This is a genomic window from Nocardia sp. NPDC058705 (assembly GCF_042749305.1).
Taxonomy (GTDB): Bacteria; Actinomycetota; Actinomycetes; order Mycobacteriales; family Mycobacteriaceae; genus Nocardia.
The window spans coordinates 157,513-180,090 of sequence record NZ_JBHYRN010000008.1 but is presented as its reverse complement, the minus strand read 5'-3'; the positions used below and the strand labels follow the sequence as shown (position 1 = coordinate 180,090).

Genomic DNA, 22,578 nt, shown 5'->3' with positions numbered 1-22,578 from the left:
GTGCGCCGATCCGGTCCGCGCGGCAACCCGCAACCGATGAGTTTCGGGCCACGGTGTCGTCATCATGAGTGCACCCGCCTGTCATCGATGAGGAGTCGCTCATGGAACCGCAGTTCGATTTCGAACCCGCCGCCCGCTCGCTTGCCGCGATCGTCGACGGCATCTCCGACAACCAGCTCGGCGACCCCACACCGTCGGGTGAGTCCACCGTGCGCGATCTGCTCGGTCACGTCGTGGGGCTGACCGAGGCTTTCCGGCAGGCCGCTACGAAGGAAGCGGTCGGCAACTCGGCGCCGCCGTCCAGCGGTGCCGACATGACGCTGCCCGCCGACTGGCGCACCGGCATCGCCGCGCAGCTCGAAACGTTGACGGCAGCCTGGCGGGAACCGCAGGCATGGGACGGCGATACCGAAGCCGGTGGTGTGGAGATGCCTGCCGCCATCATGGCGATCGTCGCGCTCGACGAGATCGTCATCCACGGTTGGGATCTCGCCGTCGCCACCGGACAGAAGCTGCGGGTCGACCCCACCGACCTGGCGATCCTGCACGAATTCCTGCGTGAGACCGATCCCGCGGGTACACCCGGCCTGTTCGGCCCGATCGTCGAGATCCCGGCCGACGCACCCGAATTCGACCGTCTGCTCGGGCTCACCGGACGCGACCCCGCCTGGCGTTCGTCGGCTGTCGCCTAAGTAGTGACGAAAACTCCGGCGGCGGCGGCGACCGTGGTGGCCTCGGCCGAGCGGTCGGCGATGTCCTGATCGATCGGGTCGCCGCTGGCCAGCAATCGGTAGTAGAGCGGGGCGGAGACGGCGGACAGAACAGCACGCGGGTCGGTGCCGACGGGTGCCTCGCCGCGGATCACCGCCTCTTCGACGCACGGCGCCCATTCGTTGAGCCGGGTGTCGTAGAAACTGTGCAGCGCTGCTGCGGTGACATCGTCGCAGGTGGCGGCGGCGATGACGGCACGGAAGAGATTGCTCTGGCGACCGTCGGCGAGGGTCTTGGCGACTAGCCGGGCGTTTGCGGTCAGGTCATCGAGCAGCGAGCCCGTGTCGGCGCGCGGTAGTGACTGCTCGGCCATCTCGACGAGCAGATCGGCGACCAGTCCCGCGGGGGTGCGCCAGCGGCGGTAGACGGTGGTCTTGCCGACCCCGGCGCCGGTGGCGACCTCGGTCAGGTCGAGGTGGGCGAATCCGCGGTCCGCGAGCAGATCGCCTGCCACTTCCAGGACGGACTCGCGCACCCTGGCGGTGCGTCCACCAGGGCGAACAGACCCGGGCCAGGCGATGTCGTGATCCATAACGGAACTCCTGTTTCATTTAGTGCGGATCGGGTGTACTGTCGGTCGCGTTAACGAAACTATAGACCCCTTAGGAGCTCTCATGGAATACCGTCGGCTCGGCGCTTCTGGTCTTCTCGTTCCGGCACTCGGCTTTGGCGCAGGCACGTTCGGTGGCCGTGGTGCCCTGTTCAGCGCGTGGGGTGATACCGATGCCGCGCAGGCCAGGCGCTTGATCGACATCAGCCTGGAGGCCGGCGTCACCCTGTTCGACACGGCCGATGTCTATTCCGACGGTGCGTCGGAGGAGGTTCTCGGCGCGGCGATCAAGGGCAGGCGCGAGCAGGTACTGCTGTCCACCAAATCGGCGCTGCCCACCGGCCCCGGCCCGCACGAGGCAGGTTCGGGTCGCGCCAGGCTCATCCGCGCTGTCGACGCCTCGCTGCGGCGTCTCGGCACCGACTACCTCGACCTGTTCCAATTGCACGCCTTCGATGCGGGCACTCCACTGGCGGAAACCCTCTCGGCCCTGGACGATCTCGTGCGGGCAGGCAAGATTCGCTACCTCGGCGTCTCCAACTTCGCGGGCTGGGAGCTGATGAAAACACTCGCCACCGCCGAGGCGCTCGGCCTGGAAAAGCCGGTGGCGCACCAGGTCTACTACTCACTGGTCGGTCGCGACTACGAATGGGAACTGATGCCGCTCGGTGCCGACCAGGGTGTCGGCTCCATCATCTGGAGCCCGCTCGGTTGGGGCAGGCTCACCGGCAAAATCCGTCGCGGACAACCACTTCCGGCAGGCAGCCGACTACACGAGACAGCGCAGGCCGGTCCGCCCGTCGATGACGAACGCCTCTACGACATCGTCGACGTGCTCGATCGGATCGCCGCGGAAACCGGTCGCAGCGTCCCACAGATCTCCCTGAATTGGCTGCTCACTCGGCCGACCGTTGCCACCGTGTTGATCGGCGCCCGCAACGAGGAACAGTTACGCCAGAACCTCGGCGCCGTCGGCTGGCAACTCGACCCCGAACACCTGGCCGCCCTCGACGCCGCGAGCGTGACCACGCCCCCGTACCCCTACTACCCGTACCACCGGCTGCCCGACTTCGCCCGGCTCAACCCTCCGGCGATCCACGCGGCCTGATCAGTACACGTCGCGCACGTACCGTTTCTCGGCCACGAGCTGCTTCTTGAAGGCCAGCGCGCCCGCCTCGTCCAGCTTTCCGTGTATCTGGGCGATCCGCAGCAGGGTGTCGTCCACATCCTTGGCCATCCGGGCGGCGTCGCCGCAGACGTAGAAGTGGCCGCCGTCGCGCAGCCACGACCACAGCTCGGCGCCGTGCTCGATCATGCGGTGCTGGACATAGACCCGCTCGCGCTGATCGCGGGAGAAGGCCAGGTCCAGGCGGGTGAGGAAGCCGGAGCGGAACATGTCCTCGAGCTCGGTGCGGTAGTAGAAGTTCTGGGCGGCGTGCTGGTCGCCGAAGAACAACCAGTTGCGGCCGGTCGCGCCGATGGCCCGCCGCTCGTGCAGGAAACCGCGGAAAGGAGCGATACCCGTGCCCGGGCCCACCATGATCATCGGGGCATTCGGGTCCAGCGGCGGGCGGAAGTGCGGTGCCCGCTGCAGGAAGATCGGCACCTCGGTGGTGCCACGGTCGGCCAGGAACGTCGAGCACACCCCACCGCGTCGCGAGGACGTGCCCACCGGGTCGCCGTAGCGGACGACACCGACCGTCAGCTGCACCTCGTCCGGAGTGGTCAACGGGCTCGACGAGATCGAATACTGGCGTGGCTGCAGCTTTTTCAGGGCAGCGAGCCAGTCGACGAGATCGGTGCGCACCGGGAAATCACGCAGCACATCGACGGCCTGACGGTCCCAGAGATAGGAGGCGAGCTCGTTGCGGTTGTCGCGGCGCAGCAGCTTGGCCAACTGCGGGTGTGGATTGCGCTCGCCGATGAAGCCGAGCAGATCCTGGCTCACCTTGGTGATGTCGAAATGCGTGCGCAGGGCATCGGTGAGCGTGAGTTCTCGGTCGTCGACTTCGATCATGCGCCGACCGTCGAGGCCGGTGCAGGCGAGCCATTCGTCGACCAGGTCGGGGCAGTTGGCGGGCAGCACGCCCAGCGAATCGCCTACCTCGTAGCCGGCCTCGAGATCGTGGAGGTCGAAACCGAAGCGTCGCACCTCTTTCGGCGAACCCGGCGCACTCAGGATCTCGTTGCGCATGAGGGTGGCTCGGACGGGGGACTGGCGGGTGAACGGCGCGGAGGCGGCCCGCTGGACACGGGCGGGCGCGAGCCGGCGGTCGAGCACGGTAGCGCCACCGCGGCCGACGGGCGATGGCATCGGGCGAGCCGAATTCGTATGTAGGACACCACTATCAGGGAAGGAGCCGTTCGAGACGCCAGCCAAGGTGCCGCCCGGTGAAGTGCTCGTCGGCGCCCTATCTCGACCACGTCGAGCACCATCCGGCGAAGCGGTGCCGCCGAGCGGGAAGTCGCCCGGCGAGCCGTTGCGACCCTGCGCATCGCCAGGGGAGGCATCGGGGGGTCCGCTGGTGATCGCGACCAGGACATCGTCGAGCCACTGTTCGGCGGTGTCGGCGAAATCGGGTTCGCTGTCCACCCGCGGCAGCAGTCGTTTCGCGCCCCGTTCGGCGAACAAAGTGTCGAGCTTGCGGCCGTGGCCACAGAAGTCGTCATAGGAGGAGTCACCGAGTGCGAACACCGCGTAGCGAACACCGTTGAGCCGAATGATGCTGTCTTCGAGTCTGGTCCAGAAGTCGGCACCGTTGTCCGGGGGGCCACCGTCACCGAAGGTACTGGTCACGATGAGGACGTCACCGGTGATCGAGGTCAGCTCGCACGAATCCATGTCGAGTAGCGAGGGCGTGAGGCCTGCGTCGGCGAGCCGAGCGGCGACGGTTGCGGCGAGTTCCTCGGCATTGCCGGTCTGGGAGGCCCACAGGACGGTGATCGGGTGGGGGACCGGGCTGTCGGTGGGTTCAGCGGCGGCGTCGGTATTGCGGGAGTACATGCCTGCCAGCAGGCCGTCGACCCACAGTCGGGACTGTGTCGACAGCGGCGCGCTCACCGGCAGCACCGGCTGCCCGGTCACCGGCAGCGATTGGAGGGCGGCGAGGTAGCCGCCGAGGTAGATGCGCTCGGTCTCGCTGAGCGTGGGCGAGGTACCGGCGTCGAGGCCGAGGATCCCGGCCAGGGGATGCGCGGCAGGTTGCGCCGGCAGCTGTGCGGGTTGGGACGGCGTCTGCTCAGGGGTGGCGGCGGGGCCGACCCGGCGCAGCGCCACCGCGCACGCCTTGAACTCCGGCTGCAGCGAGGCCGGATCCACCGCGTCATTGGTGACCGCGTTGATCGTCAGATATTCGCCCTGTTCGTCATTCCAGTGGAAAGGAGCAAAACAATCACCAGGTCGCACCCGGTCGCTGATCAGCACCGGCAACACAGCACGTCCCCGGCGCGAGGCGATCTCGAGCTGATCGCCCGGCTTCAGGTCGAGTCGCTCGGCGTCGGTGGGATGCACTTCGACGAACGGTGCTCCGTTCAGCTTGGTCAGTTTGGCGACCTTGCCGGTCTTGGTCATGGTGTGCCACTGATGTTGCAGCCGACCGGTATTGAGCAGGAACGGGTAGTCGTCGTCGGGCAGTTCGGCGGCGGGCAGGTGCGGGCGTGGGAAGAACACCGCGCGCCTGCTCGGGGTGGCGAACGCCAGGCGCGGAGTGGTGCCGTCGGCCGCCACGTGCAGTGGCTGGTGGGTTCCGTCGTTGAGATAGCGGATCGGGTTGCGCGGTGTGTCGGCGTCATTGCACGGCCACTGCATCGGGCCATCCGCGAGCCGCTCGTAGCTCATGCCACTCAGGTCATAGCCGGTGGCCGGATTCGTGAACTGCTGCAGTTCGGCGAAAACCTCAGCACTGGAGGCGAATTCGAAGCCGGTAAAACCCATCGCGGTGGCGACCTGGGCGATCAGCAACCAGTCCGGGCGCGCCTCACCGATCGGGTCGACCGACTGCTGCAGCAGGGTGACGTTGCGCTCCGAATTCACCATCACCGCATCGGTTTCGGCCCACAGCGCGGCGGGCAGCAGCAGATCGGCGTAGGCGTTGGTGGCGGTCTCGGCGTAGGCGTCCTGCACCACCACGAACTCGGCAGCCTCGAGACCCGCGATCACGGTCTTGCGATTGGCCACGGTGGCAACGGGGTTGGTGCAGATGATCCACGCGGCCTTGATCTCACCGTCGGCCAACCCGCGGAACATGTCGATGGTGCCGGGGCCTGCCTCGGTACGCAGCGTGCCCTCTGGCAGATCCCATGCGGTTTCGACGAAGGTGCGATCGGCGGGGGAGAGCAGGCTGCGCTGGCCGGGCAGACCGGGCCCCATGTAGCCCATCTCGCGACCACCCATGGCATTGGGCTGGCCGGTGAGCGAGAAGGGCCCGCTGCCGGGCCTGCAGATGGTGCCGGTCGCCAGGTGCAGGTTCACCAGGGCATTGGTGTTCCAGGTGCCGTGCGTGGACTGGTTGAGCCCCATCGTCCACAGCGACATCCACTCGCCCGCCTCGGCGATCATCGTGGCCGCGGTGCGGATATCGACTTCGGCCAGCCCGGTCAGTTCGGCGACGCGGGCAGGCGGGTAGTCGGCGAGGAACTCGGGCATCGCGTCCCAGCCCTCGGTGTGCTCGGCGATGAACGCGGTGTCGATCGCACCGTCGGCGACGAGCAGATGCAGCAGCCCGTTGAGCAGGGCGAGGTCGGTTCCCGGTGCGATCTGCAGGAACAGGTCGGCGCGGGCGGCGGTATCGGTGCGGCGTGGGTCGACAACGATCAGCTTGGCGCCGGCCTTGAGTCGGTCGGCCATGCGCAGATACAGGATCGGGTGGCAGTCGGCCATGTTCGCGCCGCTGACCAGGAACAGGTCGGCGTGTTCGAAGTCGTCGTAGGAACCAGGCGGCCCGTCGGCGCCGAGCGACTGCTTGTAGCCGGTCCCCGCGCTGGCCATGCACAGGCGCGAGTTGGCTTCGATGTGCTTGGTTCGCAGGTAGCCCTTCGCCAGCTTGGTGGCCAGGTACTGGGCCTCGAGGGACATCTGGCCGGAGACGTAGAGGGCGATCGCGTCGGGGCCGTGCTCATCGAGGATCGCGCGCAGGCGGGCGGCCGTTTCGTGCACGGCCTCGTCGACCGGCAGCGGAACAGGCACCTGCCCACGCTCGGGACGCCGGTAGGCCGTGTCCATCCGGCCGGGCGCGGCCATCATCTCCGCGTGGGTGGCGCCCTTGGTGCACAGCCTGCCCGCGTTCGCCGGATGCAGCTTGTCGCCGCTGACCTTCGCGATCAACCGCGCGCCAGACTGATCAGTCTTTGTCTGGACGCTTATGCCGCAGCCGACGCCACAGTACGAGCACTGTGTACGCACAGTGTCCGTGCCGTCCGCTTCCCCTGTCATGACTCGATCATCCGCATTGGTCGTTGCGCTCGATTTACCGAACGTTATGTCCAGGTGACAATCGACCTCACAAGCCAAAATTTCGACGGTGAGGATAAGGCCCGAATATCGCCCCTGATCAGGGCGCATTCCGGGTCGGGCGCACGTGATCGCGCACGCGCCGGGGTGACCGGACTCACCCCGGCCACCGACGGTGTTTCAGCCCAGTTTGTAGCCGCGGTGCAGTGCCACCACGCCACCGGTGAGGTCACGCCACTGCACCGAGTCCCAGCCGGCGTCCGCGATCCGCCGGGCCAACCTGCGCTGGTTCGGCCAGGCGCGGATCGACTCGGCCAGGTACACGTACGCATCCGGGTTGGAACTCACCGCGCGCGCCACCCGGGGCAGCGCCTTCATCAGGTACTCCATGTACACGGTGCGGAACGGCCCGAACACCGGTGTGGAGAACTCACACACCACCACCCGGCCACCCGGTTTGGTCACCCGCAGCATCTCGCGCAGCGCCAGATCGATATCGGCGACATTGCGCAGCCCGAACGAAATGGTCACCGCGTCGAACGAATCGTCGGCGAACGGCAGTGCCATCGCATCGCCCGCCACCATCGGCACCTGCCGGAACCGGCCCGCCCCCAACATCCCCTGCGAGAAGTCGGCCGCCACGCACCAGGCGCCGGACTTGCCGAGCTCGACGGTCGAGACGCCGGTACCCGCGGCCAGATCGAGGACCCGCTCGCCGGGGCGCAGCCCGAGAGCACGTCGTGTCGCCCACCGCCAGTACCGATCCTGGCCACCGGAGATGACCGTATTGGTGAGGTCGTAGCGCTTCGCCACACCGTCGAACATCGACGCGACCTCGTGGGGTTGCTTGTCCAGCGAAGCCCGAATCGGTTCTCGCTGCTCTGTTGTCGCCACGAACCGAGCTTAGAGTTTTTTCGCCGCGATAGCGCGAGTGGGTTTCACCACCCTGGTGAACACAGGCGCGCAGCGCTCGTCAGTCTTTCGCGCACGGCCGGAGCGAAGGCGGAGGTACGCTCAGGCTGTGCGGGGCAATCGCTGGTGCATCCCGGTGACGTCGGCGTAGTGGCCCATCAGTTCGGTGCAGACCGCGGGCCAGGTGCGGTGCAGCACCGACTTGCGCGCCGCCGCCGCGAACAACCCGCGCTGTCCCGCGTCACGCAGGGCCGACACCGCGCTCGGCAGCAGTTCCGCGAACCGGTCGACCGGCAGCAGATACCCGTTGCGGCAGTGCGAGATCAGATCCCGCGGCCCGCCCGCATCGGGCCCGATCACCGGCACCCCGGAGGACAGCGCTTCCTGCACGCCCTGGCAGAACGTCTCGTGCTCGCCGGGATGCACCATCACGTCCAGGCTGGCGTAGTGCGTGGCCAGTTCGCTGCCACCCAGCTCACCGGTGAACACCGCGTCCGGCATCAACCTGCGCAGCCGGGCCCGCTCCGGTCCGTCGCCCACCACGACGAGCTGGATCGACGGGTCACCGGCCAGCGCGGCCAGCCGCTCCACGTGCTTTTCCGGCGCGAGCCTGCCCACGAACCCCACGACCAGCCGATCACTCGACCCCAACCAGCTCGCCCGCAACTCGGCACTGCGCGCGGCCGGGTTGAACCGGGCGATATCCACCCCACGGCCCCAGCGGTGCACTCGCGGGATCCCGTGCTCGGCGAGGTCGTGCGCGGCCGCCGACGAGGGCGCCAGCGTGCGGGTGGCGCCCTCGTGGATCCGGCGCGTCCACGCCCACGCGGCCCGTGCGGCCAGCCCGAGCCCGTAGCTCTTGGCGAACCCGGCCACATCGGTCTGATACACCGCGACCGTCGGCAGATCCAACCGCGTCGCCGCCGCGAGCCCGCCCGCGCCGAGCAGAAACGGCGAGGCCAGGTGCACCACATCGGGATCGAAAGCGGCGATGGCGGCGGTGATTCCCGGCTGCGGCAGACCCACCGGCAGCGAACTCACCTTCGGCACCATCATCGCCGGCACCCGGTGCACCGGGAAGCGGCCGTGAAAACGAGGTGCAGGTGGGGCGCCGCGCAGGGAATCGGGCGCCACGATCATCGCGTCGTGACCGTGCTGCTCGAGGTGGTCCAACACCCGCAGCACGGAGTTGACGACGCCGTTCATGTTCGGCAGGAAAGACTCCGAGACGATGGCTACGCGCACACTCTCAGGGTGACCGCCACACCGCGCGCCACACCCACACCGACGTGAAGCCGGGACGAACAGCAAACGAAGTTACGACTCGTGCTGCTTGCGGCGCACGATCCACAGCACCGGCAGGGCAAGCGCCCAGGCCACGAAGATCACCGATGCCGCCGGAATGATCGCCACCCGCGCATCGCGGCCGGCCACCCGGACCAGGTCGGGATCGCGCGTGGAGTACTCCACATTGATCCGCTGACCAGCGGTCAGATTCGTCGGATACAGGATGCCGACCTTCGGATTGTGGGTCACGCTGTCGGGCGTCACGTAGATCACCGCCGAGCGCAACCGGCCTGCGGACAGCACCTCACCGGAGGTCACGCCGCGATTGTGCTCGATCTCGAAGTCGTTGCGCCAGGCCGCGAGCACCAGCAACACCATCAGCACGCTGACCACGGCCGCCGCCCCGATCACCCACGCCCGAACCCGCCGCAGGCGCTTGTTCCGCCGCTCCGACAGGCTGGTTTCCAACACCCCGAACACAGTACCGGTCACCCTCCGCACCGGAACTCCCCGCGCGGCCACGCCCCATCCGTCGCTCCCCTAACATTCCCGCTATGTCCCGCAAATTCAGCTTCACCGTGCCCTACACCGTCCCGGTCGAAGAGCTTCACCGGGCACTCGTCGACGATGCGGTCTGGCAGGCGCGTTTCGCCGCCGCCGAGACCGCGACCATCGAACTCACCCATCCCGACGGCCCCGACTCGATCACCATCAAGATGACCGAAACGCCAGGTAAAGACAAAGTTCCGGCTCTCGTGCGCAAGGTGCTCAAGAGCGACCTGGTCCTGGTGCGCACCGACAACTGGCAGCCGCTGCAGGGCGAGCTCGCCAAGGGCAGTTTCACCGGCAACACCAGCGGCATCACCACCGAGATGTCGGGCACCTACGAACTGCGCCCCACCGCCGAGGGCAGCGAAATCGAGGTCGTCGGCACCGTGAAGGTGAAGGTCCCGCTGGTCGGCGGCGCCATCGAACCCCTGGCCGAACAGCTGCACCAACGAGTCCTCAACAGCGAACGCAAATTCATCGAAAATTGGTTTGCGACGCTGTGACACGGGGGTACCGCCGCTTCGGCGGCACCATCTGATCAGGCAAGAACATGGGTAACTCCCCAGCCACAGCAGACTCCGCCCCTGCCAGCACCGGCAGCCGCCGACGCAAATCAGCCCCGGTCCTGAGTCAGGCTCGAATACGCGGGGAGGCGGAACTGAACGGTGGGAGGTCGTCTGCGCGCAGTGATGCTCGGCCCGCCGCGCGCCAGGCGCGGGCGGTGAGGTCGAGGTCCTCGTCGGTGACCAGGTTGCCCATCACACGAACTGCCGTGCGCTGCAGGTACTTCGAGCGCATCACCGGGGGGCCACCCAGCGGGACCATCTTCGGCTGGGTGGCCAGGCCCGCGAGCCTGCGGGCCACTGAGAATGTGCGGCCGTAGTGGTCGCGCAGCAGTTGCGGCCACACCTCGGTCAGGTCGGGCTCGTCGAGGAGGGCGGCGAGCATGTGCCCGCCTTCCAAGCCGTAGTCGATGCCTTCGCCGTTCAGCGGGTTCACACAGCCCGCGGCGTCACCGACCAGCACCCAGTTCCGGCCTGCCACGTTCGAGACCGCGCCGCCCATCGGCAGCAGCGCCGAGGCCACCGCGCGCAGTTCGCCTTCGAGTTCCCATTCCTCGCGGCGCAGCCGGGTGTAGTGCTCGAGCAGCGGTTTCAGCGCGACGTGCGAGGGTCGGGCCTCGGTGGCCAGCGAGCCGACGCCGATGTTCACCTCACCGTTGCCGAGCGGGAAGATCCAGCCGTAGCCGGGGACCAGTTCGTCGGCGGCATTGCGCAGTTCCAGGTGCGAGGAGATCCACTGGTCGTCGCTGCGGCCGGACTTGATGTAGGCGCGGGCGGCGGTGCCGTAGGCGTATCGGCGATGCCAGGTGCGGCCCAACTGTTTTCCGATGGGGGAGCGCACGCCGTCGGCCACCACCAGCACCCGGCAGCGCACCGTATGGGTGGTCTCGCCGATGCGCACCGTCACCCCGGTGACCCGTTCGCCCTCGCGCAGCACCTCGGTGACCTTCGCGCCGTCGACCATCCGCGCACCGGATTTGATCGCGGTTTCGCGCAGTTTGTCGTCGAGTTCGGTTCGGGGAACGGCACTTCCGTAGGTCGGGAACGACCCGCCCGGCCACGGCAGCAGCGCCTCCTTGCCGAAGCCGGCCATCCGCAGGCCATGGTTCACCGTGTGCGCGCGCAACCATTCGCCGAGACCCAGATGTTCCAGTTCGGCGGTGGCGCGCGGGGTCAGGCCGTCGCCGCAGGTCTTGTCGCGCGGGAAAACCGCCGAATCGAGCAGCAGCACATCACGTCCGGCGCGCGCGGCCCACGCCGCCGACGCGGAACCGGCAGGCCCTGCCCCGACTACCAGTACCTCGACGGTAGCGGGCAGCGGCGCGTGGTCGGCGGGGGTGAGATCCGGTGAACCCATGGCTCAATACTGGCACCCTCGGCCGCTGTGCGAGAGTGTCGGGTACACCGGGAATAGTCACTGTGTGACGGGGTTCATCGGCCATCGTGCCGGAACACGCTAGGTTGCTACCCGTCGGGGTCGGACGCATCGCTGGGAGAAGATAATGAGCACATCGGCTGTGAGCGACGAAAGCACCGTGGTTGCCGGGGTGGATCTCGTCGATCCCGAACTCGCCGTCACCGTGCGCGACGGGCTGGCAGCGGTCGAGAAACTGCTCGTCGACGAACTCTCCGACGGCGAGGATTTCCTCCAGGAGGCGGCCCTGCATCTGGCCAGGGCGGGCGGCAAGCGGTTCCGGCCGCTGTTCACCGTGCTCACCGGTCAGCTCGGCCCCAATCCGACCGACCCGGCGCTGGTCACCGCGGGCACGGTCGTGGAGCTGGTGCACCTGGCCACGCTCTATCACGACGACGTCATGGACGAGGCGACCCAGCGGCGCGGCGCGGAGAGCGTCAACTCGCGCTGGGGCAACAACATCGCGATCCTGGCGGGCGACTACCTGTTCGCGCACGCCTCGCGCCTGACCTCCACCCTCGGCCCCGACGCGGTCCGCATCATCGCCGAGACCTTCGCCGAACTGGTCACCGGCCAGATGCGGGAAACCATGGGCGCCAAGCAAACTCAGGATCCCGTCGAGCACTACCTGCGTGTGGTGTGGGAGAAGACCGGTTCGCTCATCGCCGCCGCGGGCCGCTTCGGTGGCACCTTCTCCGGCGCGAACGGGGAGCACGTCGAACGCCTGGCCCGCCTCGGCGACGCCGTCGGCACCGCCTTCCAGATCTCCGACGACATCATCGACATCTCGTCCTCGGCCGAGCAGTCGGGCAAGACGCCGGGCACCGACCTGCGCGAAGGTGTGCACACCCTGCCGGTCCTCTACGCCCTGCGCGAGACCGGCGCCGACGGCGACCGCCTGCGCACCCTGCTCGCCCGCCCGCTGGAAACCGACGCCGAGGTCGATGAGGCCCTGGAACTGCTGCGCCGCTCACCCGGCATGGCGCTGGCCAAGGAAAAGCTCGCCGAGTACGCCGACCTGGCCGACGCCGAACTCGCGGCGCTGCCCGCGGGCCCGGCCAACGACGCCCTCACTCGACTGGTCCGCTACACCATCGAACGCGTCGGCTAGCCGGAACTAAAGGTCTTCGATTCGCGTTGCTCATTCATGCCCAACGGGATGAAGACCTTCGCCCTGATGGTCGGCATGTCGGCGTTGATCGTCGCCATCGGGGCCATGTTCCGCAGCCCCACGATCCTCGTCATCTCGATCGTGCTCGCCGTCGGCATGAACGCCTACGCCTACTTCAACAGCGATAAGCTGGCCTTGAAGTCGATGCACGCGCAACCGGTGAGCGAACTCGAGGCGCCGGTGATGTACCGGATCGTGCGCGAGCTCGCGACCACGGCGCGACAGCCCATGCCGCGGCTCTACATCAGCCCCACCGCCGCCCCCAACGCGTTCGCGACCGGCCGTAATCCCCGGCATGCCGCGGTCTGCTGTACCAGCGGCATCTTGCAGTTGCTTGATGAACGCGAGCTGCGCGCCGTGCTCGGCCACGAGCTGTCGCACGTCTACAACCGCGACATCCTGATCTCGTCGGTGGCGGGCGCGATGGCCTCCGTCATCACCGGCCTGGCGAATATGGCGTTCTTCGCGAGCTCGTTCGGCAACAGAGACGGCAACGGCCCGAACATCATCGGCGTGCTGTTGGTCTCACTGCTCGGCCCGATCGCAGCGGGCCTGATCAAGATGGCGGTCTCACGATCACGGGAGTTCCAGGCCGACCAGTCCGGCGCCGAACTCACCGGCGACCCCCTCGCCCTGGCCTCGGCCCTGCGCAAGATCGAACGCGGCGTTCAGGTGGCCCCGCTCCCACCGGACCCCAAGATCACCAGCGAATCGCACCTGATGATCGCCAACCCGTTCCGCGCGGGCGACCGCGTGGCCCGCTGGTACTCCACCCACCCCCCGATGGACGAACGCATCAAGCGCTTGGAGGAAATGGCGGGCGGTACTCACCGACACTGACCGGGTTTTCGGCCGCCTCGGATCCGAGGGGCGAGACGTAACGCCGCAGGCGGAGTATCGCCCCTCGGATCCGAGGCACACGGGGCCGAAAACCCCGCGGCACCAGCCGCTATCTGTAATTGACGAACTGCAAGGCGATGCCGAAGTCCTCGCCCTTGAGCAGCGAGATCACTTCCTGCAGATCATCACGCTTCTTGCTGCTCACTCGCAGCTCCTCGCCCTGGATCTGCGCTTTCACGCCCTTGGGGCCCTCGTCGCGGATCTTCTTCGAGATCTTCTTCGCCTTCTCGGTGTCGATGCCCTGCACCAGGGTGCCGGTAATCTTGAACACCTTTCCCGACGGCTGCGCCTCGCCCGCCTCGAACGCCTTGAGCGAGATATCGCGGCGGATCAGCTTCTCCTTGAACACGTCGAGCGCCGCCTGCACCCGCTCCTCGGCGTTGGCGGTCAGCACGATGGCTTCCTCGCCCGACCAGGCGATCGAGGCGTCGGTGCCCTTGAAGTCGTAGCGCGAGTTCAGCTCCTTCTCCGCCTGGTGCAGAGCGTTGTCGACCTCCTGACGATCGACCTTGCTCACGACGTCGAATGACGAATCAGCCACACTGCGCTCCTGTCCTGTGAAGGTCCGGCGAACTCCGGGGCCGGGGTCTACCGGCCAACGAGACAGTTGTACCCGCATGGGGGCACTACCGGTGCTCGCAGGGGGTCTGTGCAGGCGTTTTGATAGTCCGGGTACCTACGTTGTAAGCTGCTCAGCGCACCGGAAACGGCGCACACGGCAGATTGCCCGAGCGGCCAATGGGAGCGGACTGTAAATCCGTCGGCTTATGCCTACGTAGGTTCGAATCCTACATCTGCCACCTCGAACCCCCGTCGATCATGAAGATCGGCGGGGGTTCTTTGGGTTTGCGGACCCGGCTCACTGCGCATCCGGGGTAGCCTCGATAAGAACTACCCGCCCAAGACCGGTTCCAGTGCCGTGAAAACGGCCCTTGAGCTGCCGATTTGGCGCTGTGGGTGCGGAGTGTGTAATCTCGTTCAGGACGCCGGAGCACGGGGTCACGCTGATCGGCTTGCCGATACAGACTCTGTGCCACGTAGTCATGCCCCCTTAGCTCAGTCGGTAGAGCGTTTCCATGGTAAGGAAAAGGTCAACGGTTCGATTCCGTTAGGGGGCTCGCCGGATTGCCGGTGGTGAGCGGCTAACCGCGGCATCATCGGGATATTAGTCCGCCGTGGCGGTGTAGCTCAGTTGGTAGAGCAAACGACTCATAATCGTTGTGTCGCCGGTTCAAGTCCGGCCATCGCTACCAATTTCAACTCAGCCCAGACCGGAAAGAAGGCAAATCGTGGCCGCGAAGTCCACCGATGTCCGGCCAAAGATCACCTTGGCCTGCGACGAGTGCAAGCACCGCAACTACATCACCAAGAAGAACCGGCGTAACGACCCGGATCGCCTCGAGCTCAAGAAGTTCTGCCCCAACTGCGGAACTCACCGGGCGCACCGCGAGTCGCGCTAGTTTCTGAATCATCTGCCGAAGGCCGGACGAGAGTCCGGCCTTTGTGCTTTTCCGGGGAAGTTCGCGCAGTGTTCGGAGCCGATACAGTACCCGGACGCGCCACGTTTTACACCGGTCGACGTCGGTGCTGTCACACAGGTGGGTAAGGTCCACGTTGTGACAGTGAACACCGGAACTCACGAAGCGGACGCCGCCGCAGCCGCCGAATCCTTCGATCCCGCCGCCCACGCGGCCTCGATGGTCGGCCACCACTACCGCGTCGACGACTACTACGAGGTCGGTCGCGAGAAGGTGCGCGAATACGCCCGTGCCGTGCAGGACTACCACCCGGTGCACTGGGAAGAGGACATCGCGCGCGAATACGGCCATCAGGGCCTGCTCGCCCCGCTCACATTCATCTCCCTGGTCGGCATTCTCGCCCAGCGCAAACTGTTCGAGCAGATCGTGACCGGGTACGACCTGAGCCAGATCATGCAGACCGATCAGATCCTGGAATTCCACCGCCCGATCCGGGTGGGCGACCAGTTGACCTGTGATGTGTATCTGCATTCGTTCCGCCAGGCCTTCGGCGGCGACATCATCGTGACGAAGAACATCGTCACCGCCCAGGACGACGAGTTGGTGCTCACCACCTACACCACCCTGATCGGCCGCAGCGGCGGTGACATCGATCCACGGATGTCGGACGCGGTGCGCAATGTGCTCATGCACGGACTCGGCGAGGAAGAGCCCGCCCACCACGCGCCGTCCGAGCTCGGAACCGAGATCACCCCCGACCCGATCACCAGGCAGCCCGCCCCGACGTTCAGCGAGCACGCCCTGTCCTTCGACAGCGTGTCGGTGGGCGACGAGCTGCCCGCGCGCCTGGTGCGGCTCACCCGCGGTGACCTGGTCAACTACGCGGGCGTGTCCGGCGACGCGAACCCGATCCATTGGAGCGACGAGGTCGTGAAGCTGGTCGGCCTGGACAACGTAGTCGCGCACGGCATGCTCACGATGGGTCTGGGTGGCGGTTTCGTCACCTCGTGGCTGGGCGATCCGGGCGCGGTGAAGGAATACAACGTCCGCTTCACCAGCCCGGTCTACGTCGGTTCCGACGTTCCGGCCGAGGTCGAATACACGGGCAAGGTGAAGTCTCTCGATCCGGAGACTCGCACCGCGGTCGTCGCCATCACGGCGAAGTCGGCGGGCAAAAAGATCTTCGGCCGCGCCACAGCAACCGTCCAGTTGTCCTGACCTGGTCGAGTGCCCCGGATTGGCGATAACCGCGCGCGGTGACGTATAGTCGGGACTCTGGGGTCACGAGATGCTGCGCGCTGATCTTCCCGAGGGTCTAATCCTCATGGAAGCGGCGCGCGTGTTGTGTGACACTGGAGACAACCGAATATCGAATGTGGTTGGGCACTACAGCTCAGGCTGGTCCAACCGAAGGGGCGTAGCTCAATTGGCAGAGCAGCGGTCTCCAAAACCGCAGGTTGCAGGTTCAAGTCCTGTCGCCCCTGCCCTGAATGCCAGCGACGAGAGAGGATCGACGTGAGCGACGAGCGGGATACTCGCGAAGACGGCGAGGAAACCGCCGCGGCCACTCGACCGAGTGGCAAGCGGTCTGCTCGTCGTGTGCGCGCGTCGGATGCTCCGGCAGACACCGGATCGGTGGCCACGCTCGATCGGCCATCGGCCTCGCGCAAGGCAGACAAGACGGCCGGTAAGGCCAAGTCGGGCAACCCGTTCAAGCGGGTGATCAGGTTCCTGCGAGAGGTCATCGCGGAACTGCGCAAGGTGATCTGGCCCAACCGGAAGCAGATGGCCACCTATACGGCCGTCGTTCTGGTGTTCGTGGTCTTCATGGTCGCGTTCATCGCCGGGATCGACGCAGCGTTCATCAAGGGCGTCGACTGGCTGTTCGGCTGATCGCCGACAACCACGCCGGTGGCCGATCACGGGTCGCCAGCGGCGGAGTGCGCCACCGCGCACCCGACCAGCCCAGAAGATGTACGTGACGACACAGGAAGCGAGTGCCTCAGTGAGCACCCCGGAGAACGACACCAACGACGAGTTCCCGGTTGACGACACTGTCGTGGCGGAAACCGCCACCGACGAGGTCGAGGCCGCCGAGCTCGCCGACGACGAAGCCGCTGCCGACGAGGTTGTCGTCGACGAAGCCGTGATCGACGAAGTCGCCACCGAGGAAGACCCCGAGGCCGACCCGATCGAGTCGATGAAGACCAAGCTGCGGCGCGTGCCCGGCGACTGGTACGTCGTGCACTCCTACGCCGGCTACGAGAACAAGGTCAAGACCAATCTCGAGACCCGCGTGCAGAACCTCGGCCTCGAGGACTACATCTTCCAGGTCGAGGTGCCGACCGAAGAGGTCACCGAGATCAAGAACGGCCAGAAGAAGAACGTCAACCGCAAGGTGCTGCCGGGCTACATCCTGGTCCGGATGGAACTGAACAACGAGTCGTGGGGCGCGGTGCGCAACACCCCCGGCGTCACCGGTTTCGTCGGCATGACCGGCGGTGGCCCCGGCGCCAAGCCGACCCCGCTGACCATCAACGAGGTCGTGAAGTTCCTGGTCCCGGCCGGTGCGCAGGCGCAGAAGAAGGCCGCATCGGCCGCTGCCGGTGGTTCGGATGCCGGTAGCTCGGCTTCGGGCAAGCCCACCATCGAGGTCGACTTCGAGGTCGGCGAGTCGGTCACCGTCATGGACGGCCCGTTCGCCACGCTGCCCGCGTCGATCTCCGAGGTCAACGCCGAGCAGCAGAAGCTCAAGGTGCTCGTCTCGATCTTCGGTCGCGAGACCCCGGTCGAGCTGAACTTCACCCAGGTCTCCAAGATCTAAAGTTTTCCCGCTTTCGCAAACGGCACCGCTCACCGGCGGTGCCGTTTCGCGTTTGTGCTGGTCACCACCCGATTGCCAGGTCACGGGTCATGTCAAGTAGAGTGTGATGGTTCGTGTTCTGACTTCCCCGCAATACCTGTCGGGGCCGAGTCGTGCGCGGATACGAGGCTTACGGCAACCGTAAGGAACCGAACCCCAGAAAGCCAAGGAAGAAAGATGCCCCCCAAGAAGAAGAAGCTCGCCGGGATCATCAAGCTGCAGATCCAGGCCGGCGCAGCCAACCCGGCACCGCCGGTCGGCCCCGCGCTCGGTCAGCACGGCGTCAACATCATGGAGTTCTGCAAGGCGTACAACGCCGCGACCGAGTCGCAGCGTGGCAACGTCATCCCGGTCGAGATCTCGGTGTACGAGGACCGGACGTTCGACTTCAAGCTGAAGACCCCGCCTGCCGCGCGTCTGCTGCTCAAGGCCGCCGGTGTGCAGAAGGGCTCCGCTGAGCCGCACAAGACCAAGGTCGCCAAGGTCACCATGGACCAGGTCCGTGAGATCGCGAAGACCAAGGCCGAGGATCTGAACGCCACTGACATCGATCAGGCCGCGAAGATCATCGCCGGTACCGCGCGTTCGATGGGTATCACCGTCGAAGGCTGAGCGAACTCGCTCCATGTGGGAGGGCCGGCCAGGCCCGACAACCACATCTGAACTCGAAACTCTAAGGACAGAAAATCATGGCAAAACGAAGCAAGGCGTACCTCGCCGCTGCTGAGAAGGTCGATCGCGACGCTCTGTACTCCCCGCTGGCCGCCACGCGCCTGGCAAAGGAGACCGCGACCACCAAGACCGACGCGACCGTCGAGGTCGCCGTCCGTCTCGGCGTGGATCCCCGCAAGGCCGACCAGATGGTCCGTGGCACCGTCAACCTGCCGCACGGCACCGGTAAGACTGCCCGCGTCATCGTGTTCGCCGCGGGCGAGAAGGCTTCCGAGGCCGAGGCCGCAGGCGCCGACGCCGTGGGCGCCGAGGACCTGATCGAGCGGATTCAGGGCGGCTGGCTCGACTTCGACGCCGCGATCGCCACCCCGGATCAGATGGCCAAGGTCGGCCGCATCGCGCGTGTCCTCGGCCCGCGTGGTCTGATGCCGAACCCGAAGACGGGCACCGTCACCAACGATGTGACCAAGGCCGTCAACGAGATCAAGGGCGGCAAGATCAACTTCCGCGTCGACAAGCAGGCCAACCTGCACTTCGTCATCGGCAAGGCGTCCTTCGACGATGCCAAGCTGGTGGAGAACTACGGCGCCGCGCTGGACGAGATCCTGCGTGTGAAGCCGTCGACCGCCAAGGGCCGCTACGTCAAGAAGATCACGGTTTCGACGAACACCGGACCGGGCATCCCGGTGGACCCGAACCGCACCCGCAACCTCCTCGACGAGGATGCGTGAGCTTCGGCTGACCGCTAGCTCCTAGAGCAACCACGAGGGTGGGAACGCACTGCGCGTTCCCACCCTCGCGGCGTTCAATGCTCGACCCGGCTCCAGAACTCTGCGGGGATTCCGTTGTCGCGCAGCCACTTTCCGGGATCCCGGATGTCGCTGTCGGCGAAGAACTCCTGCACGACGATCAGCAGGTCGCGCTGTGGATCGTGGTCGGCGAGTATAGCCCGGATATCCGCGAAGGTCTCCGGCGCGAAGGTCCATGACCACTCGTATTCGCTGAACGGGCCACCGAGGTCCTGGGCATAGAAGTGCAGGCCACCGCCGTGGCGGCTGATGCGGGCGTCGACGGACAACCCGTCGGCGGCGTGGAGCAGGACGGTGGGCTCGGGTTCGTACGTCACCCGCGTACTAGTAGCACTGATTCGGTCCCGCCGTCCGGTCGCGGGATACCTGTGCCGTTTTGGCAGATAGGGGTAGGTGGGGGTACAGTAAGCAACGGTCATGCGGGATGTGCATACATCCTCGAAGACCACACCCATTCGTTCTACCGAAGACCGTAGGTCGTTGATGCCGTTTCACGGTGTCGATCGAAGGTCCGGCGACATTGCCGGCGACCCACGCAGGGAGAGCTGAGGCCGAAATTATTTTGCGCCCCGGTACGCCTTGCGTCCGGGGCGTTCGTTTTGTCGCCGGCCCCTGATTCGGTAGTGCACCAACGAAACCGACATCAGAGAGGAGGCGAAGTATGGCGAAACCTGAAAAGGTCACCGCTGTCGCGGAGATCGCGGAGCAGTTCAAGAACTCCACGGCCACTGTTGTCACGGAATACCGTGGCCTGTCGGTCGGCAAGCTCACCGAGCTGCGTCGTGCGCTCGGCGCCGACGCCACGTACTCCGTCGCCAAGAACACCCTGGTCAAGATCGCGGCCGCGGAAGCGGGCGTCGAGGGCCTGGACGACTTGTTCGTCGGACCGACCGCCATCACCTTCATTTCGGGTGAGCCCGTCCTGGCTGCGAAGGCCCTCAAGACCTTCGCCAAGGACAACAAGGCACTCGTCATCAAGGGCGGGTACATGGACGGCGCTGCGCTGTCCGTGGCCGAGGTCGAGAAGATCGCCGACCTGGAGACCCGCGAGGTCCTGCTGGCCAAGCTGGCAGGCGCGATGAAGGGCAACCTGTCCAAGGCTGCCGGTCTGTTCAACGCTCCCGCAGGTCAGGTGGCCCGTCTGGCCGCCGCGCTGCAGGAGAAGAAGCAGGCTGCCGAAGGCGCTGCCGAGTAATACCCCCGCTCGGGTATTACGCCCGCGCGCACAGACATTCACCACCGAAAGGAACAAATCATGGCCAAGCTGTCCACTGAAGAGCTGCTCGACGTTTTCTCCGAGATGACCCTGCTGGAGCTCTCCTCCTTCGTCAAGGCGTTCGAGGACAAGTTCGAGGTCACCGCTGCTGCCCCCGTCGCCGTCGCGCAGCAGGGTGGCGCTGCCCCGGCCGAGGCCGCTGAGGAGCAGGACGAGTTCGACGTCATCCTCGAGGGTGCCGGCGACAAGAAGATCCAGGTCATCAAGGTGGTCCGTGAGATCGTCTCGGGCCTGGGCCTGAAGGAAGCCAAGGACCTGGTCGAGGGCGCCCCGAAGCCGATCCTGGAGAAGGTCGCCAAGGACGCCGCCGAGGCTGCCAAGGCCAAGCTCGAAGAGGCCGGCGCCAAGGTTTCCGTCAAGTAATTCGGAATCCTGTGCTTTGTGAACGGGCGGTCCTTCAGGGCCGCCCGTTTGCTATTTATCCCGGACATGCGAAAGTGTTCCGGGTTGTGGGAACCGCCGCAGGTTACTCTTCAGTCATGTAGGGGTGTGCCCCGTCTCACTGATGGGTTACAGTGACCGGACCCACAGAGTCGTAGCGCACCGCCGTGATGTGAGCGCGCGGGAACGCGGGTGGGGTGCTCGCAGGGATCAATGGAGGTAGCAGTGGGCGTCGAGGTCAGGACCGAGGGAGTAACAAAATCCTTCGGTTCACAGCGAATTTGGCAGGACGTGTCGATCACGCTCCCTTCGGGTGAGGTCAGTGCGTTGCTCGGCCCATCGGGTACGGGTAAGTCGGTGTTCCTGAAGTCGCTCATCGGTCTGCTGCGGCCTGAGCGCGGGTCCATCTTCATCGATGGCACCGATATCACCACTTGCTCCAACAAGGAGCTCTACGAGATCCGCAAACTGTTCGGCGTCCTTTTCCAGGACGGCGCACTGTTCGGCTCGATGAATTTGTACGACAACATCGCCTTCCCGCTTCGTGAGCACACGAAGAAGACGGAATCGCAGATCCGCCAGGTCGTCATGGAGAAGCTCGAGCTGACCGGTCTGCTCGGCGCCGAGGGCAAGCTGCCCGGCGAGATCTCCGGCGGTATGCGCAAGCGCGCCGGTCTGGCCCGCGCGCTGGTCCTCGACCCGCAGATCATCCTCGTCGACGAGCCCGACTCGGGCCTGGACCCGGTGCGTACCTCGTACCTGGCGCAGCTGCTGCTCAACATCAACGCGCAGATCGACGCCACGATCCTGATCGTGACGCACAACATCAACCTGGCCCGTACCGTGCCGGACAACATCGGCATGCTCTTCCGCCGCAACCTGGTGATGTTCGGCCCCCGTGAGGTGCTGCTCACCAGCGAGGAGCCGGTGGTCAAGCAGTTCCTCAACGGCCGCATGATCGGCCCGATCGGAATGTCGGAGGAGAAGGACGAGGCGCAGATGGCGCGCGAGCAGGCGCTCGTCGACGCCGGTCACCACCACGGTGGCGCCGAGGAGATCGACGGCATCATCCCGCAGATGAAGGCCGAGCCGGGCATGCCGGCTCGCCAGGCGGTGTTCCGTCGCCAGGCGCGCGTGCGCGAGATCATCCACACGCTGCCGCACGCGGCGCAGGTGGCGATCCGCGAGTCGCTGGATTCCACGGACAACGACACCCAGGTGATGGCGAACTACGGTGGCAGCGATCAGCCCACCGAAACGTTCAAGACCGTTCCGCACGGCCAGATCAACGGCTGAGCGACTTTTACGCCTCGGATGAGCCTCGGCCTACGGCCGGGGCTCTTCTGCGTGACAGGGCGGAAAACAGTCGGTGACCGGCCGTCGGTCCGGCTGGCGCACACGGCGTGTCGCGAGTAAAATGACCGCGGCGCCGGGTGGGGGATGCCCAGCGCGCCAGGCGATCTCGCATCGGCAACAGACCTGCCCGCGCCACTTGACGAGGGGCCCGCGAACCGTCACCCTTGTCTCAACAGC

Annotated in this window: 22 protein-coding genes and 4 tRNA genes; 18 read left to right on the top strand and 8 right to left on the bottom strand. The window is 66.3% G+C overall.

All coding sequences use genetic code 11. The features are described 5' to 3' along the window. Positions 1-101: 101 nt before the first annotated feature. Positions 102-692: a TIGR03086 family metal-binding protein gene (locus ACFW6D_RS13080; protein WP_379327763.1), complete on the top strand. Its 591-nt coding sequence runs from the start codon at positions 102-104 to the stop codon at positions 690-692. On the opposite strand, the gene ACFW6D_RS13075 is transcribed toward ACFW6D_RS13080, so the two are convergent. Then, positions 689-1,303: a TetR/AcrR family transcriptional regulator C-terminal ligand-binding domain-containing protein gene (locus ACFW6D_RS13075; protein WP_379327761.1), complete on the bottom strand. Its 615-nt coding sequence runs from the start codon at positions 1,301-1,303 to the stop codon at positions 689-691. The two genes, ACFW6D_RS13080 and ACFW6D_RS13075, sit on opposite strands and share 4 nt — an antisense overlap. Positions 1,304-1,385: 82 nt before the next feature. On the opposite strand from ACFW6D_RS13075, the gene ACFW6D_RS13070 reads away from it, so the two are divergent. After that, positions 1,386-2,429 (top strand): aldo/keto reductase, encoded by a 1,044-nt coding sequence (locus ACFW6D_RS13070; protein ID WP_379327759.1) that lies wholly within the window; start codon positions 1,386-1,388, stop codon positions 2,427-2,429. On the opposite strand, the gene ACFW6D_RS13065 is transcribed toward ACFW6D_RS13070, so the two are convergent. The 4 genes from ACFW6D_RS13065 to ACFW6D_RS13050 form a co-directional block, all read right to left on the bottom strand. Then, on the bottom strand, positions 2,430-6,752 hold the full coding sequence (locus ACFW6D_RS13065; protein ID WP_379327757.1) for a molybdopterin-dependent oxidoreductase: 4,323 nt from the start codon (positions 6,750-6,752) through the stop codon (positions 2,430-2,432). It lies immediately after the preceding gene. 198 nt (positions 6,753-6,950) lie between these two features. Then, positions 6,951-7,664, bottom strand: a complete 714-nt coding sequence (locus tag ACFW6D_RS13060; protein WP_378901924.1) for a demethylmenaquinone methyltransferase — start codon at positions 7,662-7,664, stop codon at positions 6,951-6,953. Between the two features lie 120 nt (positions 7,665-7,784). Beyond that, entirely contained in the window at positions 7,785-8,927 is a 1,143-nt protein-coding gene (locus tag ACFW6D_RS13055) for a glycosyltransferase family 4 protein (protein WP_379327755.1), read from the bottom strand. A gap of 72 nt (positions 8,928-8,999) precedes the next feature. Beyond that, positions 9,000-9,440, bottom strand: a complete 441-nt coding sequence (locus ACFW6D_RS13050; protein WP_379327753.1) for a DUF3592 domain-containing protein — start codon at positions 9,438-9,440, stop codon at positions 9,000-9,002. A gap of 83 nt (positions 9,441-9,523) precedes the next feature. On the opposite strand from ACFW6D_RS13050, the gene ACFW6D_RS13045 reads away from it, so the two are divergent. Next, positions 9,524-10,021 carry a DUF2505 domain-containing protein gene (locus tag ACFW6D_RS13045; protein ID WP_379327751.1) on the top strand — a complete coding sequence of 166 codons (498 nt, stop codon included), beginning with the start codon at positions 9,524-9,526 and terminating at the stop codon, positions 10,019-10,021. A gap of 127 nt (positions 10,022-10,148) precedes the next feature. Here the strand turns inward: ACFW6D_RS13045 and ACFW6D_RS13040 are convergent, their stop codons facing one another. Continuing rightward, positions 10,149-11,438, bottom strand: a complete 1,290-nt coding sequence (locus ACFW6D_RS13040; RefSeq protein WP_379327749.1) for a geranylgeranyl reductase family protein — start codon at positions 11,436-11,438, stop codon at positions 10,149-10,151. A 145-nt stretch (positions 11,439-11,583) separates the two neighbouring features. Between ACFW6D_RS13040 and ACFW6D_RS13035 the strand changes: the two genes are divergently transcribed. After that, entirely contained in the window at positions 11,584-12,606 is a 1,023-nt protein-coding gene (locus tag ACFW6D_RS13035) for a polyprenyl synthetase family protein (RefSeq protein ID WP_379327747.1), read from the top strand. Positions 12,607-12,642: 36 nt separating this feature from the next. Beyond that, the gene (gene htpX, locus ACFW6D_RS13030; protein WP_379327745.1) at positions 12,643-13,506 is read left to right on the top strand and encodes a zinc metalloprotease HtpX; all 864 of its coding nucleotides are present in this window, start codon (positions 12,643-12,645) and stop codon (positions 13,504-13,506) included. 109 nt (positions 13,507-13,615) lie between these two features. Here the strand turns inward: htpX and ACFW6D_RS13025 are convergent, their stop codons facing one another. Further along, on the bottom strand, positions 13,616-14,107 hold the full coding sequence (locus tag ACFW6D_RS13025; RefSeq protein ID WP_266293669.1) for a YajQ family cyclic di-GMP-binding protein: 492 nt from the start codon (positions 14,105-14,107) through the stop codon (positions 13,616-13,618). Between the two features lie 176 nt (positions 14,108-14,283). Between ACFW6D_RS13025 and ACFW6D_RS13020 the strand changes: the two genes are divergently transcribed. From ACFW6D_RS13020 to rplA, 10 genes are all read left to right on the top strand, one after another. After that, a tRNA-Tyr gene (locus ACFW6D_RS13020) sits at positions 14,284-14,366 on the top strand. A 245-nt stretch (positions 14,367-14,611) separates the two neighbouring features. Then, positions 14,612-14,684, top strand: a tRNA-Thr gene (locus ACFW6D_RS13015). Between the two features lie 59 nt (positions 14,685-14,743). Continuing rightward, a tRNA-Met gene (locus ACFW6D_RS13010) sits at positions 14,744-14,819 on the top strand. Positions 14,820-14,855: 36 nt separating this feature from the next. Then, positions 14,856-15,026, top strand: coding sequence for a 50S ribosomal protein L33 (gene rpmG, locus ACFW6D_RS13005; RefSeq protein ID WP_056814348.1), 171 nt, complete (start codon positions 14,856-14,858; stop codon positions 15,024-15,026). 162 nt (positions 15,027-15,188) lie between these two features. Further along, a complete protein-coding gene (locus ACFW6D_RS13000) occupies positions 15,189-16,262 on the top strand; it encodes a fused (3R)-hydroxyacyl-ACP dehydratase subunits HadA/HadB (RefSeq protein WP_379327828.1) in 1,074 nt (357 codons plus the stop codon). Between the two features lie 193 nt (positions 16,263-16,455). Further along, positions 16,456-16,528, top strand: a tRNA-Trp gene (locus ACFW6D_RS12995). A 31-nt stretch (positions 16,529-16,559) separates the two neighbouring features. Then, on the top strand, positions 16,560-16,937 hold the full coding sequence (secE, locus tag ACFW6D_RS12990; protein WP_379327743.1) for a preprotein translocase subunit SecE: 378 nt from the start codon (positions 16,560-16,562) through the stop codon (positions 16,935-16,937). A gap of 112 nt (positions 16,938-17,049) precedes the next feature. Further along, entirely contained in the window at positions 17,050-17,868 is an 819-nt protein-coding gene (nusG, locus tag ACFW6D_RS12985; protein ID WP_379327741.1) for a transcription termination/antitermination protein NusG, read from the top strand. Between the two features lie 216 nt (positions 17,869-18,084). Continuing rightward, positions 18,085-18,519: a 50S ribosomal protein L11 gene (rplK, locus tag ACFW6D_RS12980; protein ID WP_063004011.1), complete on the top strand. Its 435-nt coding sequence runs from the start codon at positions 18,085-18,087 to the stop codon at positions 18,517-18,519. Between the two features lie 77 nt (positions 18,520-18,596). Next, on the top strand, positions 18,597-19,310 hold the full coding sequence (gene rplA / locus ACFW6D_RS12975) for a 50S ribosomal protein L1 (protein ID WP_379327739.1): 714 nt from the start codon (positions 18,597-18,599) through the stop codon (positions 19,308-19,310). A 74-nt stretch (positions 19,311-19,384) separates the two neighbouring features. Here the strand turns inward: rplA and ACFW6D_RS12970 are convergent, their stop codons facing one another. Next, a complete protein-coding gene (locus ACFW6D_RS12970; RefSeq protein WP_379327737.1) occupies positions 19,385-19,705 on the bottom strand; it encodes a hypothetical protein in 321 nt (106 codons plus the stop codon). Positions 19,706-20,049: 344 nt separating this feature from the next. Here ACFW6D_RS12970 and rplJ point away from each other — a divergent pair, with 344 nt between their 5' ends. The 3 genes from rplJ (at position 20,050) to ACFW6D_RS12955 (ending at position 22,341) form a co-directional block, all read left to right on the top strand. After that, positions 20,050-20,583, top strand: coding sequence for a 50S ribosomal protein L10 (rplJ, locus tag ACFW6D_RS12965; RefSeq protein WP_378901898.1), 534 nt, complete (start codon positions 20,050-20,052; stop codon positions 20,581-20,583). A 60-nt stretch (positions 20,584-20,643) separates the two neighbouring features. Beyond that, the gene (rplL, locus tag ACFW6D_RS12960) at positions 20,644-21,027 is read left to right on the top strand and encodes a 50S ribosomal protein L7/L12 (protein WP_379327735.1); all 384 of its coding nucleotides are present in this window, start codon (positions 20,644-20,646) and stop codon (positions 21,025-21,027) included. A 231-nt stretch (positions 21,028-21,258) separates the two neighbouring features. Continuing rightward, on the top strand, positions 21,259-22,341 hold the full coding sequence (locus ACFW6D_RS12955; RefSeq protein ID WP_379327733.1) for an ABC transporter ATP-binding protein: 1,083 nt from the start codon (positions 21,259-21,261) through the stop codon (positions 22,339-22,341). Positions 22,342-22,578 lie beyond the last annotated feature (237 nt).

Bases quoted from the DNA above. Each gene is read 5' to 3' on its own strand.
- rplJ (WP_378901898.1), top strand. From the start codon at position 20,050: ATGGCGAAACCTGAAAAGGTCACCGCTGTCGCGGAGATCGCGGAGCAG.
- rplK (WP_063004011.1), top strand. From the start codon at position 18,085: ATGCCCCCCAAGAAGAAGAAGCTCGCCGGGATCATCAAGCTGCAGATC.
- ACFW6D_RS13035 (WP_379327747.1), top strand. From the start codon at position 11,584: ATGAGCACATCGGCTGTGAGCGACGAAAGCACCGTGGTTGCCGGGGTG.
- ACFW6D_RS13065 (WP_379327757.1), bottom strand. From the start codon at position 6,752: ATGACAGGGGAAGCGGACGGCACGGACACTGTGCGTACACAGTGCTCG.
- ACFW6D_RS13045 (WP_379327751.1), top strand. From the start codon at position 9,524: ATGTCCCGCAAATTCAGCTTCACCGTGCCCTACACCGTCCCGGTCGAA.
- rplL (WP_379327735.1), top strand. From the start codon at position 20,644: ATGGCCAAGCTGTCCACTGAAGAGCTGCTCGACGTTTTCTCCGAGATG.
- ACFW6D_RS13040 (WP_379327749.1), bottom strand. From the start codon at position 11,438: ATGGGTTCACCGGATCTCACCCCCGCCGACCACGCGCCGCTGCCCGCT.
- htpX (WP_379327745.1), top strand. From the start codon at position 12,643: ATGCCCAACGGGATGAAGACCTTCGCCCTGATGGTCGGCATGTCGGCG.
- ACFW6D_RS13080 (WP_379327763.1), top strand. From the start codon at position 102: ATGGAACCGCAGTTCGATTTCGAACCCGCCGCCCGCTCGCTTGCCGCG.
- ACFW6D_RS12955 (WP_379327733.1), top strand. From the start codon at position 21,259: ATGGAGGTAGCAGTGGGCGTCGAGGTCAGGACCGAGGGAGTAACAAAA.
- ACFW6D_RS13075 (WP_379327761.1), bottom strand. From the start codon at position 1,303: ATGGATCACGACATCGCCTGGCCCGGGTCTGTTCGCCCTGGTGGACGC.
- ACFW6D_RS13070 (WP_379327759.1), top strand. From the start codon at position 1,386: ATGGAATACCGTCGGCTCGGCGCTTCTGGTCTTCTCGTTCCGGCACTC.
- rplA (WP_379327739.1), top strand. From the start codon at position 18,597: ATGGCAAAACGAAGCAAGGCGTACCTCGCCGCTGCTGAGAAGGTCGAT.